At 72.1% G+C, this 16435-nt stretch carries 11 protein-coding genes; 4 read left to right on the top strand and 7 right to left on the bottom strand.

The window, feature by feature from the left end; translation table 11 throughout:
* Positions 1 to 9: 9 nt before the first annotated feature.
* A complete protein-coding gene (locus tag OHT01_RS36455; protein WP_328557383.1) occupies positions 10 to 930 on the top strand; it encodes a LysR family transcriptional regulator ArgP in 921 nt (306 codons plus the stop codon).
* Between the two features lie 190 nt (positions 931 to 1120).
* Positions 1121 to 3670, top strand: a complete 2550-nt coding sequence (locus OHT01_RS36450; protein WP_328557382.1) for a SpoIIE family protein phosphatase — start codon at positions 1121 to 1123, stop codon at positions 3668 to 3670.
* 99 nt (positions 3671 to 3769) lie between these two features.
* Here the strand turns inward: OHT01_RS36450 and OHT01_RS36445 are convergent, their stop codons facing one another.
* Positions 3770 to 4756: an aldo/keto reductase gene (locus OHT01_RS36445; RefSeq protein WP_328557381.1), complete on the bottom strand. Its 987-nt coding sequence runs from the start codon at positions 4754 to 4756 to the stop codon at positions 3770 to 3772.
* A gap of 71 nt (positions 4757 to 4827) precedes the next feature.
* Positions 4828 to 5493 carry an NUDIX domain-containing protein gene (locus OHT01_RS36440; protein ID WP_328557380.1) on the bottom strand — a complete coding sequence of 222 codons (666 nt, stop codon included), beginning with the start codon at positions 5491 to 5493 and terminating at the stop codon, positions 4828 to 4830.
* A gap of 106 nt (positions 5494 to 5599) precedes the next feature.
* On the opposite strand from OHT01_RS36440, the gene OHT01_RS36435 reads away from it, so the two are divergent.
* Positions 5600 to 5953, top strand: a complete 354-nt coding sequence (locus OHT01_RS36435) for a hypothetical protein (RefSeq protein ID WP_328557379.1) — start codon at positions 5600 to 5602, stop codon at positions 5951 to 5953.
* Positions 5954 to 6208: 255 nt separating this feature from the next.
* Here OHT01_RS36435 and OHT01_RS36430 read toward each other — a convergent pair whose 3' ends face one another.
* The 5 genes from OHT01_RS36430 to OHT01_RS36410 all read right to left on the bottom strand — a co-directional run bounded on the left by OHT01_RS36430 (position 6209) and on the right by OHT01_RS36410 (position 14182).
* The gene (locus OHT01_RS36430) at positions 6209 to 7090 is read right to left on the bottom strand and encodes a universal stress protein (RefSeq protein WP_328557378.1); all 882 of its coding nucleotides are present in this window, start codon (positions 7088 to 7090) and stop codon (positions 6209 to 6211) included.
* A 286-nt stretch (positions 7091 to 7376) separates the two neighbouring features.
* Positions 7377 to 8417, bottom strand: a complete 1041-nt coding sequence (locus OHT01_RS36425; RefSeq protein ID WP_328557377.1) for a LacI family DNA-binding transcriptional regulator — start codon at positions 8415 to 8417, stop codon at positions 7377 to 7379.
* 62 nt (positions 8418 to 8479) lie between these two features.
* Complete coding sequence (locus OHT01_RS36420) at positions 8480 to 11194, bottom strand: glycoside hydrolase family 3 C-terminal domain-containing protein (RefSeq protein WP_328557376.1); 2715 nt, start codon at positions 11192 to 11194, stop codon at positions 8480 to 8482.
* Positions 11195 to 11241: 47 nt separating this feature from the next.
* A complete protein-coding gene (locus OHT01_RS36415; RefSeq protein ID WP_328557375.1) occupies positions 11242 to 12990 on the bottom strand; it encodes a discoidin domain-containing protein in 1749 nt (582 codons plus the stop codon).
* A gap of 97 nt (positions 12991 to 13087) precedes the next feature.
* On the bottom strand, positions 13088 to 14182 hold the full coding sequence (locus tag OHT01_RS36410) for a DUF1996 domain-containing protein (protein WP_328557374.1): 1095 nt from the start codon (positions 14180 to 14182) through the stop codon (positions 13088 to 13090).
* A 430-nt stretch (positions 14183 to 14612) separates the two neighbouring features.
* Here OHT01_RS36410 and OHT01_RS36405 point away from each other — a divergent pair, with 430 nt between their 5' ends.
* The gene (locus OHT01_RS36405; protein ID WP_328557373.1) at positions 14613 to 16421 is read left to right on the top strand and encodes a coagulation factor 5/8 type domain-containing protein; all 1809 of its coding nucleotides are present in this window, start codon (positions 14613 to 14615) and stop codon (positions 16419 to 16421) included.
* The last annotated feature ends 14 nt before the right edge of the window (positions 16422 to 16435 follow it).

Genomic DNA, 16435 nt, shown 5'->3' with positions numbered 1-16435 from the left:
TTAGCGCTCGTGATGACGGAGCTTCCCCTCGACCAGGTCCGCACCCTGCTCGCTGTGGTCGACGAGGGCACCTTCGACGCGGCGGCCGCGGCGCTCCATGTGACGCCCTCCGCGGTGAGCCAGCGGGTGAAGGCGCTCGAACAGCGCACCGGCCGGGTTCTGCTGATCCGGACGAAGCCGGTGCGGGCCACCGAATCCGGCGAGATCGTGGTGCGCTTCGCCCGCCGCCTCGCCCGGCTGGAGCGCGACACGCACGCCGAGCTGGGTATGTCCGGATCCGGGGAGCCGACCCGGCTGTCGATCGCGGTGAACGCCGATTCGCTGGCGACCTGGTTCCTCCCCGCGCTCACCCGCGTACCGCCGGAGCTGCGGCTCTGTTTCGAACTGCGCCGCGAGGACGAGGACCACACCGCCGCCCTGCTGCGCGAGGGAACGGTGATGGCGGCGGTGACGTCGTCGCCCGACCCGGTGGCCGGCTGTTCCGTCCGCGCCCTGGGACGGATGCGCTATCTGCCGGTGGCGAGCCCCGGCCGCGCCGAGCAGTGGCTCGGCCACACGTTCGGCACATCCCCGCGCGAGGTGATCGGTTCCGCCCCGGTGGTGGCCTTCGACCGCAACGACGACTTCCAGGACGACTTCGCCCGCGCCCTCACCGGCGGTCCCGGGGCGAGCGCGCTCCGCCACTTCGTCCCCACGTCGGAAGGGTTCGTCGATGCCGTGGTGGCCGGAATGGGCTGGGGCATGGTGCCCGAGGTCCAGGCCGAACCACTGCTGCGCACCGGGAGGTTGGTCCATCTCGTACCGGGCCGGTGGGTGGACGTTCCGTTGTTCTGGCAGCAGTGGAAACTCGATTTCCCCGCGCTCGGCGCGATGGCCGACGCCGTGACGGCCGTCGCCGCCGAGACGCTGAGGCGCGGGCCGGCGTCCTGAGCCAAGCGCTTCCGGACGGCTCCCGCACGACGTCCGGCCCGGTGTCCTCACGCCGGGCACATCCGGGCACGGCCGGGAAGAATGGCCTCACGTCCTGGTGCCGCGGAGGACGTCGAGGTGCGGTCAGGGACCTGAGAGGCGCATTCTTGCTGTGTTACCCCCCTGGCGGCGGGCGGACGAGGGCAGATCGATGACAGGGAGCGCCGAGCGTGAGGACCGGGCGCCGGACAGCCTGGCCTCCCTGCTCAGTGACGCCGTGACGGACGCGATCCGGGCCGCCCGCGGCTTCGCGGGCGGCGTCTATCTGCGCTCCCGAACACCCGGCCTGCTGCGTCTCGCGGTGCTCGCGGGGCTCCCGGGCCCCCTCTTCCGCCCCTGGTGGCGCATGCACATGGACCGGCCGTTTCCGGTCGCGGACGCCCATCGGCTCGGGGTGGAGGTGCTGCTCGCCGATCCGGCGGAGACGATGCGCCGCTATCCGCAGCTCGCGGCGGGGCTGCCGTTCCAGTTCGGATCGCTCTACGTCCCGGTCGTCGGCGACTCCACCTCGTACGGCGTCCTCACCGTGCTGCGCCCGCCGGCCTCGGACGCCACCGAGGTGCTGCCGGACCGCGACCGGATGACCGCGGTGGCGGAGGCGCTCGGAACCGCCCTGGCACTGCTCGACAAGGACGGGTCCAGCGTCCTGTGGGACGACGAGCCGCTGGGCACACGGCCTCCCGCGGACGGCCCGTCCACCCGCTGCGTCGGGGGCTTCACCTGGGATCCCGACGACGGCACGCTGATCGCGGACGACGCCCTGTGGGCACTGCTCGGTATCCCCCAGGACGCCTTCGCGGGGACGCCCGAGGCCTTCGCGGAGGCACTGGCCCACGACGACCCCCGGCTGTTGCTGGCCGCCCTGCGCGAGACCGCCGCCGGCCGCCCCCCGCCCCATCCGCTGCCGGTCCGCACCGGCGGCGGCGGGCTGCGGCTCCTTGAGCTGTGGACCTCGGGGGAGGCGGGCAGCACGCCGTACCGGGTCAGCGGCGCGCTCGTCGACCCGGGACCGGGACCCGCGGCGGACGGAGCGGCCGACCAGCTCCCCGAGGGCGTCTTCGCGATCGACCGGCTCGGGCTGATCACCTACGCCAATCCCCGCGCCGCCAGGCTGCTCGGCCGCCCGCGCGGCGAGCTGCTGGGGCGGCTGCTGTGGGACGTGGTGCCCTGGATGGACCACCCCGCGTACGAGGATCATCTGCGCAGCGCGCTGCTCTCGCCGGACCCGGTGCACTTCCGGGCCCGCAGTCCGCTGGGGAGCGGCACCGGGGCGTCTCCGGGAGACGGCACGGGAACCTGGCTGAGCGTCTCCGTCTATCCCGGCCCCAGGGGGGTCACCTGCAAGATCATGCCGCTGGGGCGGGCCGCGGAGGCCACCGGGAACGCTCCCTTCGAAGCGGAGGCGACGCAGGCCGTACGGGCCGAACTGGAGGAACCCGACAGCGAGGTCACCAGCACGGCACCGCAGTACCGGCCCATCGTCCTCGCCATCGCGCTGACCGAGGCCGTGACCGCGCGGCAGGTGTCCGAGGTGGTGATGCGCGAGCTGCTGCCCGCGTTCGGCAGCCGCCGCCTGGCCATCTATCTGCTCCAGGACCGCCGGCTCTACCTGGCCTGGGAGACCGGCTTCCCGCAGGGCTTCCTCGCCCCCTTCGACGGCGTGGGCCTGGACGCCAAACTGCCCGGGGTCGAGGCCCTCACCAGCGGCCGGCCGCTCTTCTTCGAGTCGATGCAGCAACTGGCCGCCGCCTATCCGGGCATCGCCCTGGACGCCACGGTCGGGGCCCGTGCCTTCCTTCCGCTCATCGCCTCCGGGCGCCCGGTCGGCTCGTGCATCCTCGGGTTCGACCGGCCCCGCGACTTCAGCACCGAGGAGCGTACGGTCCTCACCGCGCTCGCCGGCCTGATCGCGCAGTCCCTGGAGCGGGCGCGGCGCTACGACAACGAGTCCGCGCTCGCCCGCGGCCTTCAGGAGGCCCTGCTGCCGCACCGGCTGTCGGCGCATCCCCTGGTGCAGACGGCGGGCCGCTATCTGCCCGGCACCGTCGGCATGGACGTGGGCGGCGACTGGTACGACGTCGTCGAGGCCGGCGACGGGCTCGCCCTGGTCATCGGAGACGTACAGGGACACGGTGTGCAGGCCGCCGCCACCATGGGTCAACTGCGCAGCGCGGTCCGGGCGTTCGCCCTCGGCGACCATCCTCCGGACGAGGTGATGAGCGGCACCAACCGGCTGCTCATCGACCTCGACCCGGGCCAGTTCGCGAGTTGCTGCTACATCCGGGTCGACCCGCTGACCGGTGTCGCGCAGGCCGCGCGGGCCGGGCATCCGCAGCCGCTGCTGCGCCATCCCGACGGCCGCACCGAGGTGCTGGACCTGCCCGGCGGTGTGGTGCTCGGCGTGGATCCGCAGGCCGACTACCCCGTGACGGATCTGGTGCTGGAGCCCGGGGCGGTGCTGGCCCTGTACACGGACGGCCTGGTCGAGCGGCCCGGCACGGACATCGACGAGGGGGTCGAGGCCCTGCGCGCGACGCTGGCCGAGGCGGGCCCGCCGCAGTACCTCAGGTCGGGCGGCCCCTCCCTCTCCCGCGCCGCCGATCTGCTCACCGCGGAGGCCCGGCGCGCCAACGAGCGCCCCGACGACATCGCCCTGCTGCTCACCACCCGCCGGACACCCCGCGTCGGTGGACGCCCGTAGCGGAGGCGTCCGGATCACGCGGCAGCGGTGACCGGCCGGATCGCCGGCCGGTCGTGCCCGGGTCCTGGAGCGCCTTCCGGCCCGCCGGGCTCGAAGGTGTCAGTGGGCCGCGTCCAGGCGGGCCCGCTGGTCCGCCGTCAGTTCCAGGTCCAGCGCTGCCAGATTCTCCTCCAGTTGCGCCACCGAGGAGGCACCGGCCAGCGGGATCACCGGCAGGTCGCCGCCGATCTGCCAGGCGAGCACGACCTGGTTGAGGGTCGCCCCCGTCTCGTCGGCCACCTCCCGCAGCACGGTGAGCCGGGCGGTGTTCCCCGGGTGGTCGTAGTCGGAGGGCAGCGGTTTGTCACGTCGCCCGTATGCGCCGCCCAGCAGGGGCGAGTAGGCGACCAGGGTCAGACCCGGTTCGGCTCCCAGGTAGCTGACGAGTTCGCCGGTCGCCGCGCCGAGACCGCCTTCCGGGAAGAGCCCGCTCGGTATGTCGGAGCGGGGGCGCAGCAGGCTGTGGTGGTACTGGAGGACCTCGTAGCCGGGCAGCCCGGCCGCGGCTGCCAGTGCGCGGGCCCGCTCTACGCGCCAGACGGCGTGGTTGCTCACGCCGAGGAGTCCCACGGCGCCTTCGGCGACGAGTTCGGCGAACGCCCCGACGGTCTCGCCCGGCGCGACGGCGCGGTCCTCGATGTGCGCGTAGAGAAGATCGATCCGCTCCACGCCGAGACGTTCCCGGCTCCGCTCGGACGCCTCGCGGATCACCGCGGCGGACAGGCCCTCGGGGTTGTCGACGTAGTCGGTGCCGGGGGCCAGTGGCCGTGCGCCGAGTTTGGTGGCGAGGACGATCTCGTCGCCGATGCCCCGGCTGCGCCGCCAGCGGCCGAGCAGTTCCTCGCTCTGGCCGCCCTGGCCGCCGTCGGTCCAGAAGGCGTAGTTGTCGGACGTGTCGATGAAGTTGCCCCCGGCCTCGGCATAGCGGTCGAGTACGGCGAAGGAGGTCTTCTCGTCGGTCAGTGAGCCGAACAGCATCGCGCCGAGCGCGAGCACGCTCACCTCACGGCGGGTCCTCGGGTCCGTGCCGATCGTGCGGTACCGCATGGTGCTCCTCCCGTTCGGGCCCGAAGTCGCCGGGCCTGAACGGGAGTCTGGGCCCTGGAGTGCTCTTCAGGTCAAGCCCCCTTGAACGGGCCCTCCAGCGCGGCCCACTGCAACAGCATGATGGTCTTGGCGTCGGCGATCTCCCCGGTGCGGACCATCGCCAGGGCGTCACGGAAGGGCAGTTCGACCATCTCGATGTCCTCGCCCTCCTCGTCGAGTCCGCCGCCCTCATGGGTGCGGGTGGACTCGCCGTAGGTGGCGGCGTAGAAGCTCACCCGCTCGGTGACCGAACCCGGACTCATATAGACGTCGAATACGTGCTCGACCGCGCCGACGGTGTGCCCGGTCTCCTCGATGACCTCGCGCCGTACGGCGACCTCGGGATGCTCGTCCGCCTCGTCGAGGAGGCCGCCCGGTGTCTCGATCAGCATGCCGTCGGGGTGTCCGTTGACGTACACGGGATAGCGGAACTGCCTGGTCAGCAGCACGGTTTCGCGATCGGCGTCGTACAGCAGGAGGGTGGCGCCGTTGCCGCGGTCGTGGGTCTCGCGCTCCTGGGTGCTCCAGGTTCCGTCGGCGAGCCTGAGGTCGAAGGTGGTGGTGCGCTCCACGTACCAGTGGCAGGACAGGAGTTGTACGTCGCGGATCCTGACCCGTGGGTTGCCGGTCAGATCGCGGCCCACCTGATCGAGTCCGGTGCGGCCCCGGCGGTCGGGAGTGTCGATGCCTGCGGTCATCGCGCGCCGGCCCGGCGGGAGCGGGAGAAGTCGTTCATGGTCCCTGTCTACCATCCGACACCAAGATCCAGGCCACAGCGGGGCTTCGCCCGTTTAGGCTCACGACATGGAACAGACGGAGATCATCCTGCGCGCCATCGGCGTGCTCACCGAGACCAACGCCATGGTGCGCAGGATCGCCCAGGACGAGGAGGCCGGCGTCGAGTCGGCCGAGAACAATCTGGGCTCCCTTGTCACCGAGGTGTTCCCGCGCGTCGAGGTGCCCGGCGACGCCGGGCCCGCCGAGGCCGGGCAGGCGGTCGCGGACGCGTATCTGCCCGCCGCCATCTCCTTGGTGGGCGCCTTCGCGTTCCTCTTCTCCGAACTCGCCGACCTCCACGACTCCGGCCGGACCGACGTCAGTACGGCCGATCTGCTCCAGGATCTCGCCCTGCGGATGTCCCGGGCCGACAACACGTAGACGCCGCGGCCGGTCCCGGTCCCTCATGACCGTTCCCACCCGAGGCCTTGGCGGGCGAACTCCGCCCGGAATCCGGGCCGCCGCTCGTTCCGCGACCGGTCGGGGCGTCCCCCTCGCCATCCCCGTGAACCTGTGCCGACCCGTTTCCCGGATATCCGGCTCTGCCGGGAACTGGCCGCACCTGACCTCGACACCGGGTGCTTTCGGGGGACTTGAAAGGGACCTGCGGCACCTGGGCCGCGTTCCGGCGGGCCTTCAGGAGTGCGGGACCACCGCCACCGGGCAGGGCGCGTGGTGCATCACCGCGTGCGCCACCGAACCGATCCGCCCACCGACCGCGGAGCGCTCGGTCCGGCGCCCGACGACCATCAGCTGCGCCCGGTCGGAGAGGGCCAGCAGCACCTGGCCCGCGCTGCCCATCTCGACATGCTGGGTGACGGGCACCTCGGGAAAGCGCTCCCGCCACGGCTGAACCGCCTCCGCCAGCGCCTTCCTCTCGTACGGTTCCAGGCCACCGACCTCGTCCAGCATCTTCAGCGAACCCGGGCTGTACGCGAACACCGGCGGCAGACTCCAGGCCCGTACGACCCGCACCGCCGCGCCCCGGGCCGCCGCGGTCTCGAACGCGAAACGGAGAGCGGGCGCGCCGTCCTCCGGACCGCCCTGCTGGCCCACGACGATCTCCCGGCCGCCCGCCTCCCCTTCGGGCCGGTCCTCCGAACGCACCAGCACGACCGGGCAGGGCGCCTCGGAGATCACCCGCTGCCCGACGGAACCGAGCAGGAAGCCGACGAACGCGCCGTATCCGCGCGAACCGAGGACCAGTGTCCCGGTCTCGGCCGCGACGCGAAGCAGCGCCTCGACCACGTCGCCTCCGGCGGAGTCGATCACATCGACCGTGACCGGCAGGTCGCCGTGCCGGCCGGCGACCGTGCGGGCCGCGTCCTCGATCATGCCGTGGGCCCAGCGCACCTGGTCCTCCCGGTCACCACCGCCGACCATGTCGTGCGGCGGCCAGTGCCAGGCGTACACCACCCGCAGGGGCACACCCCGGCGGACGGCTTCGCGGCCCGACCAGGCCAGGGCCGCCCTGCTCTCGGGCGATCCGTCCACGCCCGCGGTGATCGGGTGGGTCATGCGCCTGCCTTCCTTCGCCGGCCCGCGTGCCCGGCCGGGTGCTCGTCGATCCTGACCGCTCCAGTGTCCGCCACCGGCACGGGCAGACTCGAAGACGCGGGGCCGTCCGTCCGGCACGCGCGCCCCACCCTCCGCCCGAGAAACCGCGGCCGCCACCGCCCAGGACGCCCCGACCTCTGTCCGGTACACCGTGCCGAGGCGCGTAGGCGCCGCCGAGCCAGGGCGCACGCACCGCCCGTCACCGCACCCCGCGGTGACGGGCGGCACCGCGGGGTGCCGTACGCGGCTACGCGGACGCGCGGATCACGAGTTCCGGGTCGAAGATCAACGACGTGGGTTCGGTGCGTACGCCCCGGATGTGCTCGTCGAGGAGAGCGGCCATCGCCGCGGCCATCTCCTCCACCGGCTGCCGCACCGTGGTCAGCGGAGGCCTGCACGTCACCGCCACGCTGGAGTCGTCGAAGCCGACCACCGCGACATCGTCCGGCACCTGTCGGCCCCGCTCCCTCAGCACCTGGCACACACCCTGGGCCATCAGGTCGTTGGCGGCGAACACCCCGTCCACGTCCGGGTGTTCGGCCAGCAGCCCGGACATGGCCGCCATCCCGCTGTCCAGGGTGAACCCGCCCTCGGCGACAGGGACGTACGGATGTCCCCTGCGGGCCATCGTGTCGCGGAACCCGGCGAGGCGGTCCTGGCTCGCGGCCACGCCGAGCGGCCCGGTGACGGTGACGATCCGCCGGCACCCCCGCTTCAGCAGATGCTCGGCCGCCAGCCGCGCCCCCTCGCGGTGGGCGAGATCGACATAGCTGAGCCGCACCGGGCGGGAGGGCCGGGCGAAGAGGACGGCGGGCAGACCGGCGTCGGCGAGCAGCGCGGGCAGCGGATCGTCGGCGTGCGTGGAGACGACGAGGGCGCCGTCCGCACTGCCCTGCCTCAGGTCCGTCAGTACCTGACTCCTGGTCTCCGCGGATTCGGCGAACATCAGCAGCGGGTGCATCGAACGGGGGCGCAGGAACCCCACCACGCCGCTGACGACCCGTCCGAAGAAGGGGTCCGCGAACACCCGTGCGGCGAAGGCGTTCTGCTCCTCCCCCGGGGTGTCGCCCGCGCCGGAGACGATCAGGGCCACCGTCTGGCTGCGCCGGGTGACGAGTGATCTGGCGGCCCGGTTGGGCGCGTACCCGGTCCGCTCGATGGCCTCGCGGACCACTTCCTGGATCCCGGGATCGACGTTGCGGACACCGTTGATGACCCGGGACACGGTCGCGCGGGAGACTCCGGCCTCCCGCGCGACATCCTCCAGCGTGGGAGCCTGTCTGCTCATGGCGGCACCCTAACCGCACGGCACCGCCTCGGGATAGAGCGCTCTCCCCGGCCGCCGGGCGCTCAGCCGGGGGCCCGGACCAGCGCGGTGGCCGTCAGCGGCAGAGCACCCGCGGAGCAGCCGGCGAGCACCCGGTAGCGCCCCGGCTGTACGCGCCACACGTGCTCCTCCTCGGCCCAGTACCGCAGCGCGCGGGCCGGTACGCGCACCGGCACCGTGACGCGTTCGCCCGGGTCGGCGTTCACCGCGGTGTATCCGGCGAGCCATCGTTCGGGACGCTCCAGGGGGCCGGGAGGCCCGGCGAGATAGACCTGGACGACCTCGCGTCCGGGGCGCGGGCCCGTGTTGCGCAGCTCGACCCGTACGGTGAACGGCTCGCCGGCCACGATGTCGTCGGGGACGCCCAGCCCCTCGTACGCCCAGGTGGTGAAGCCGAGTCCGTGTCCGAACCAGTAGGCCGGTTCGCGGTCGTGGCGCGCCCAGGCCCGGTAGCCGAGGTGCAGGCCCTCGGTGTAGCCGAGACGTCCGCCCGTGGGCCGGGTCCGGGTGACGGGCGCGTCGGCGAGAGCGGCGGCCCAGGTCGTGGGCAGCCGGCCACCGGGTTCGGCGCGCCCGAAGAGCACATCGGCGAGGCCCGCGCCGCCCTCCTGCCCGGGGAACCAGGTCAGCAGAACGGCTCCGGCCGCCGCGCGCCAGGGCAGTTCCACCGGTCCGCCGCTGTTGACGACGACGACCGTGCGCGGATGGGCCGCGGTCACCGCCCGGACCAGTTCGTCCTGGCCGCCGCCGAGGCCCAGATCCGTCCGGTCGTATCCCTCCGACTCACCGTGCTCGGTGGTGCCGACGACCACGACCACCGCGTCCGCGTCGCGGGCCGCCCGCACCGCGTCGGCCAGGGCCACCGTGTCGTCGGGGCGCGGCTGGGCCGCGGTCGCCACGGTGGCCCGGCCGGTCCCCGGGGCGAGTTCGCGGCGTGTCACCACGCGAGCCGCGCGCCCGGCCGTGAGAGGTACCCGCGCACAGTGGACGGGCGGGTTCACGTGGACGACCGCCGGATCGTCGGTCTCCTTGGCGAACTCCCCTTCCAGGAAGACGTGTTCGTCGACCTCGACGCTCAGCCGCCCGAAGCCGCCGACTCCGAGCGTCCACGGCCCCGACGCTCCGGGAAGCAGCAGGGCGCTGATCTCGACGGTGTGCGCGCCCGGTACCAGCGGCGGCTCCAACTGGCGCCCGCTGATGCGGTGTTCGGAGAGCAGTTCACTCCCGGCCGCGTCCAGCAGGCGCAGCCGGACGCCGGGATCGCCCGTCAAGGGATCGGTGCACAGGTCCGGGGCCAGGGGTGACGGAGGGGCGCCGGTCGAGGGGCCCGGCGCGTGCCGGACGTGCACCCGGTCGCCGAGCGCGGCTCTGATGCCGTCCAGCGGGGTGACGACCCGCTCGGGGAAGACCCCCGCGCTGCCGCCTCCCTGCGTGCGTGGCAGCACAGCGTGCGCGCCGATCACGGCGACGGTACGCAGCCGGCCGGGATCGAGCGGGAGGACACCGCGGTTGTGCAGCAGAACGGCACTCGCGGCGACGGCGCCCCGCAGCAGTTCTCGGGCGTCGCCCGGCCGCACGACGGGCCCGACGCCCTGCGGCGGCACAGACACGGACGGCGGTTCCGGCCGTTCGGACCGCGCTGCGGCGAACCGCGGCTCCGCGGGTTCCGTCCATGCCGCCGCGGACGGCGATTCCGACCGCTCGGACCGGCCCGCCGCGAGAGCCGGTTCCGGCCGCCCCGGCACCGACGCCGCCTCCCGCAGGGGCCCCGGACCCGGACCGGGCGACGACGCCGGTGCCCGCCCGGACGCCACTTCCCGCCCGGACGCCACTTCCCGCCCGGACGCCACTTCCCGCCCGGATGCCGGTTCCCCGAGCGCGCCGCACGCGGCGGCGAGCCCGAGCAGGCGGCGCACCTTGTCGTCCACGGCCGCCCGCGGAACGCGCCCCGCCTCCACGGCCGCCACCAGTTCCTTCCCCCAGACGCCCTCCGGCCCCGGCATCACGAGATCGAGGGCGGCACGCGCGGCCGGGTCGCCCGCGCGCACCGCGCCCCAGTCGGAGACCACCACGCCGTCGAAGCCCCAGTCCCCCTTCAGGGGGTCCATGAGCAGCGGACTGGCGGTCATCGTGGTGCCGTTGACGCCGTTGTACCCGGCCATGACGACCCGGACGCCGGCCTCGACCGCCGCCTCGAACGGCGCCAGGTACACCTCCCGCAGGACCCGATCGGACACCCGTACGTCGACGGTCAGCCGGTCGGTCTCGGAGTCGTTCGCGACATAGTGCTTGGCGGTGGCGGCCACCCCGTGCGCCTGGATGCCCCGGATGAGGGCGGCGCCGGTGCGGCCGGTCAGCTCGGGGTCCTCGGAGAAGCACTCGAAGTGCCGCCCGCCCAGCGGTGTCCGGTGGAGGTTCAGGTTCGGTGCGAGGACCACGTCGACGCCCTTGCGGCGCGCCTCGGCGGCGAGGAGTCCGCCGAGACGCTCGACCAGTTCCTCGTCCCACAGGGCGCCGAGCGCGGACGCCGACGGCAGCAGCAGGGCGGGATCGCGCTCGTCCCAGGACTGCCCGCGCACTCCGGCGGGACCGTCCGACATGACCATCTCCCGCAGCCCCAGGGCCGGCTCGGCTCCGGTGCGCCAGGTGGTCGCGCCGGTCAGCAGCCGGACCTTCTCGCGGAGCGTGAGTTTCCCCAGGAGCCGCTCACGCTCCGCCTCGTCGTCCGTCCTGCGCACCTGTCCGGCCCTCTTTCCGGGAGAGCGCTCTCCCCTGGTTGCGTGGTTCAGTTGTAGACCCCGAACTCGTACAGCGAGTAGCCCCAGCCGGTGCCCCGGGCCGTGCCGTCGACCCGTACGTAGCGGCCGGCGCCGGACACGTCGAGGTCGTCGACGCCCCCGTTGCCGTCGGTGACCGAGCGGACGGTGGTCCAGTTCTGCCCGTCGTCCGAGGTCTGCACGGTGTAGGCCTTGGCGTACGAGGTCTCCCAGACCAGTTGCACATGCCGGAACGAGGTGCGGGTCCCCAGGTCGACACGCAGCCACTGGGGATCGCTCCAGTCGCTGGCCCAACGCGTGTTGAGGTTGCCGTCGACCGCGCCCGCCGCGGTGCAGGGGCAGTCGCCGCCGCCCGTCTGGTACGAGGAGGCGGTGGCCGGTTTGCCCTGGGCGACGTTCGTGCCGCTCGGGGTGGGCGGCACCACCCGCACGGAGCGGGTCTCGACGCCGACGTTGCCCTTGCCGTCCTTGGCCTTGACGTAGAACTTCCAGACACCGGGCCGGTCCGGCGCGGTCACCTTGAGCCGGCCGCCGCCGAGGTCGGTGAAGGGCAGCGAGTTCAGCTGTTTGCCCTGGTCGATGTACATGCTGTTGTCCAGCACCTCGTAGGTGATCGGATCACCGTCGGGGTCCGTGGCCTTGACGGCGAGGGTGAGGTCGCGTCCGGCGGGCACCTTGCCCGCGTCCCCCTCGACGGCCAGGTCGGTGATGACCGGCGGGGTGTTGTCCCGTGAGGTGTCGGCGCCGTACGCCTTCTTCACCGCGTAGTACGACAGCCGCTTCTCGCCCGCGGGCAGCAGGTTGAACCAGATGCCCCCGAAGTCGTACTCGGTGCCGTAGTGGAACATCGTGGCGCCCAGCGCGACGCCCTTGTGTCCGGTGACGCAGTTCCAGGCCCGGGTGTAACCGTCGGCCTTCGCGCGGTCGGTGGGTTCGGCGGGGACGCCGTTGGCGTCGTCCGGGACCTCCCACTCGCCCGCGGGGCCGGTTTCGGTGACGATGTAGGGCTTGGTGTAACCGCCTTGCTCCCAGGCCGACCTGACATCGCAGATCGCGTTGTAGGCGTTCACCGCGTACAGGTCCAGGTCGGGCGCGTTCCGTTTGTAGTAGGGCCAGGCGCCGGTCCACGCGTCGGTGGAGGTGACCGGGTGGTTGGGGTCGACCGCGTGGATCTTCTTGGTGATGTCGTTCACGAGTGTGGTGTAGGCGTCGCGCTGGCGCTCCAACTCGTCCCCGCTGTAGCAGTTCTGGAGTCCGAGCACGGACTCGTTCCCGACATTCCACATCAGGACACCGGGGTTGTCCTTGTAGGTGGCGGCCCATTGGGGGAATTCCGTGAGCACCTGGTTCTTGTAGGCGGTGTCCGTCAGGTAGTTCACACAGCCGCCACTGCCCGGACCGCCGCCGGGCTGCAGCCAGAAGCCGGCGATGACTCTGATGCCCTGGGCGGCCGCCGCGTCGAAGAGGGGTTTGCTGGAGGCGTCGGTGCCCCAGGTGCGGACCGTGTTGACGCCCATCGACTTCAGGTCGGGCATATAGCGCCCGGCGTCGGCGACGGCGGGCCCCCAGGTGAGTCCCTTGATCTGGTACGGGCTTCCGTCGACGGTCAGTTGCCAGTTGCCCTGCGAGCCGGTGACCTTGACGACGCCGCCGGCCGCCTGGGCCTGCTGGGCCGGCAGGACGAGTGCTCCCGCGGCGAGCAGGCCCGCGGTGAGGGGCGCCGCGATACGGCGCCGGGTGGTACGGGATCCGGTCATGAGTGTCCGTCCGGTGTACGGGTGAGGGGTGCGGGTGGGAGGGGGCGCGGGGTCCCGCCGGCCGGGATGTGCGCCGGGCCGGCGGGAGGCGTCCCGGTCAGGGAAGCCGGTAGTTCGCGTCGAGTGCCGCGCCCGCCTCGGGGTGCGTCTGGTCGTAGCCGCGGGCGTCGCACTGGAGTCCGCCGACGACGCAGTGGTCGACGAGCGCCTTGAGCGTCGGCGGGTCCCACACGTTGAAGAAGTCGTAGTGGAACGAGTAGCCGGCGCCGCTGGAGAGCCTGACCTGAGACATGTCACCGTTGACCGGGAAGGCCATCTTGAACTCGATCATCGGCAGGGCGACCGGGTGGTCGTCCGGGCAGATGTTGTTGTTCGTGCCGGGATTGACCACCGGATACGCCATGTGACTCTTGTGGTCCGGTGTGTCCAGGTACTTGCCGTCCCAGCAACTGGGCGCCTGGAAGCGGATGTTGAGCTGGACGTCGGCCGTGTTCGGGCACTGCTGCGGGAAGTCCACGTTGAAGTAGCTGTTGCCGCACTCCCATCCTTCGACGAATCCCCGGTGGTTGCGGAAGTCGGCGGCGGACTGCATGGGGCTGCCGACGACGAACCGCAGCCCCTTCGGGAAGGGCCGCACACTGGTGTAGTCGGTGACACCCGCCTTGTAGTAGATGACCTGCGGACCCACCGGCAGGACGGGCGTGTCACCTTTGAGCAGCGTCGGCATCCAGTACGCCGACTTGTCTCCCGGGGCCTTGCAGCTCGTCGAACCGGCGTCGAGCGAGGCGGTGGTGCTGGCCGCTTCGGTCGTGGTGTTGCCCATGAAGGTGTGATCGTGGGACTTGCCCGGCTGCCCCGGATAGACGATCGGATCGTCCGGCCTGGTGCGGGTGACCGAACAGTTCGCCTGGAACTCGTGGAAGTAGCGGTGCGTCGGATCCGCCTTGGACGGGACGACCCCGGTCACCTGCGGGTTCGCCAGGATGTAGCCGTCGCCGTCCGGGTCCTCGGGCGAGGAGAGTGTCGAGGCGGCCATCGCGTGGGCCGCGGGGACGGGCGCCGGTCCGGCCGGGGAAGACGCCGGACCGGACACGGGGTCGGCGCTCATCGCCACTCCGGCCAGGCCGAGCGAGGTCAGCACCAGCGCGCTGGACATCAGGATTCCTGAGACGATCTTCGATCTCCGTGCCATGGAGACCTCCTGCCACGTCGATGGGAACGGTGGGGGTCGGGCGACCGGGAGCGGCGATGAGCACGGTGCCGCCGGGCCGCCCGCGTGACGGGCCATCACATGTGCCGAGGGAACGGGAGAGCGCTCTCCCGCCGAGGAGTGTTGTGGCGGTTGCGCGGGAGTGTCAAGGGAGTCGACAAAGAATCACGGTGGCCCGTGGTGCGCGCACCTCTTGAACACAATCCCCCGGCCCGGATCGATCTCCGCCTGCCGCCATAGAGGCATGAACTATCCCAAATGCAGGGCGAGTTCTGGCTCGGACCGCAACAACCTCGGGGACTCCGGTCACAACTCTTGACGCTCCGTTCACCTGGATGAAGCATGCATCGGCAAGAGAGCGCTCCCCCGTACCTCCCATCGTTCACTTCCTGAACCAGGAGAGTCGCCCCCCATGTCTCGAACCCCCACAGACGTCCCGGAGCCCGGCCGTTCCACCGTCGCGCGGCGCACCGTCCTCGGAGCCATGGCGGCCGGCGCGGCGGCGCCCGGACTGCTCGCGCTGTCCTCGCCGGCGTCCGCCGCTCCCGCCGCGTCCGCCCAGCAGCCGTCGGCCCTTCCCGGCGGCGGCGATCTCGGCCCGAACGTCATCGTCTTCGACCCTTCGACACCGGGCATCCAGGCCAAGCTCGACCAGGTCTTCCACCAGCAGGAGTCCGCCCAGTTCGGCACGGGCCGCTACGCGTTCCTGTTCAAGCCGGGGACGTACAACGGGCTCAACGCCCAACTCGGCTTCTACACCTCGATCGCGGGCCTCGGCCTGTCGCCGGACGACACGGCGATCAACGGCGACGTGACCGTCGACGCCGGGTGGTTCAACGGCAACGCCACCCAGAACTTCTGGCGTTCGGCGGAGAACCTGGCCCTCACTCCGGTCAGCGGTACCAACCGGTGGGCCGTCGCCCAGGCCGCCCCGTTCCGTCGTATGCACGTGAAGGGCGGCCTCAACCTCGCCCCGAACGGCTACGGCTGGGCCAGCGGCGGCTACATCGCCGACAGCCGGATCGACGGCTCGGTCGGGCCCTACTCGCAGCAGCAGTGGTACACCCGCGACAGCTCGGTGGGCGGCTGGGTCAACGCCGTCTGGAACATGGTGTTCTCGGGTGTCCAGGGCGCGCCCGCGCAGTCCTTCCCGAACCCGCCGTACACCACGCTCGACACCACGCCGGTCTCACGGGAGAAGCCGTTCCTGTACCTCAACGGCAGTGAGTACCGGGTGTTCCTGCCCGAGAAGCGCACCAACGCGCGCGGCGTCACCTGGGGCAACGGCACCCCGCGCGGCTCGTCGCTGCCGCTCAGCCAGTTCTACGTCGCCAAGCCCGGTGTCACCGCCGCCACTTTGAACGCCGCGCTCACCCAGGGCCTCCACCTGCTGCTGACACCGGGGATCTACCACCTGGACCAGCCGATCCAGGTGAACCGCGCGGGCACCGTGGTCCTCGGTCTCGGGTACGCCACGCTGATCCCGGACAACGGCGTCACCGTGCTCAGGACCGCCGACGTCGACGGGATCCGGCTCGCCGGATTCCTGATCGACGCCGGGCCGGTCAACTCCGCGACCCTCCTGGAGGTCGGTCCGGCCGGGGCCTCGACGGACCACTCCGCCAACCCGACCACCGTGCAGGACGTCTTCGTGCGTATCGGCGGAGCCGGCGCCGGCAAGGCGACGACCAGCATGGTCGTCAACAGCCGCCACACGATCGTCGACCACACCTGGGTCTGGCGGGCCGACCACGGCACCGGCGTGGGCTGGGACACCAACCGGGCCGACTACGGCATCCGCGTCAACGGCGACGACGTCCTGGCCACCGGGCTCTTCGTCGAGCACTTCAACAAGTACGACGTGCAGTGGTACGGGCAGCGGGGCCGCACGATCTTCTTCCAGAACGAGAAGGCGTACGACGCGCCGAACCAGGCCGCCGTCCAGAACGGGAGCGTCAAGGGATACGCGGCCTACAAGGTCGCCGACTCCGTGACCACCCATGAGGGCTGGGGCCTGGGGAGCTACTGCTACTACAACGTGGACCCGACGATCGTCCAGCACCACGGCTTCGAGGCGCCGAACAAGCCGGGCGTGAAGTTCCACGATCTGCTCGTCGTCTCACTGGGCGGCCAGGGTCAGTACGAGCACGTCGTCAACGAGACCGGCGCGCCCACGTCGGGCACGTCGACCGTGCCGTCCACCGTGGTCTCGTACCCCTGACCGCCCCGCGCGGG

It is taken from the genome of Streptomyces sp. NBC_00358, assembly GCF_036099295.1.
Taxonomy (GTDB): Bacteria; Actinomycetota; Actinomycetes; order Streptomycetales; family Streptomycetaceae; genus Streptomyces.
This window is presented reverse-complemented; position numbering and strand designations above follow the sequence as displayed.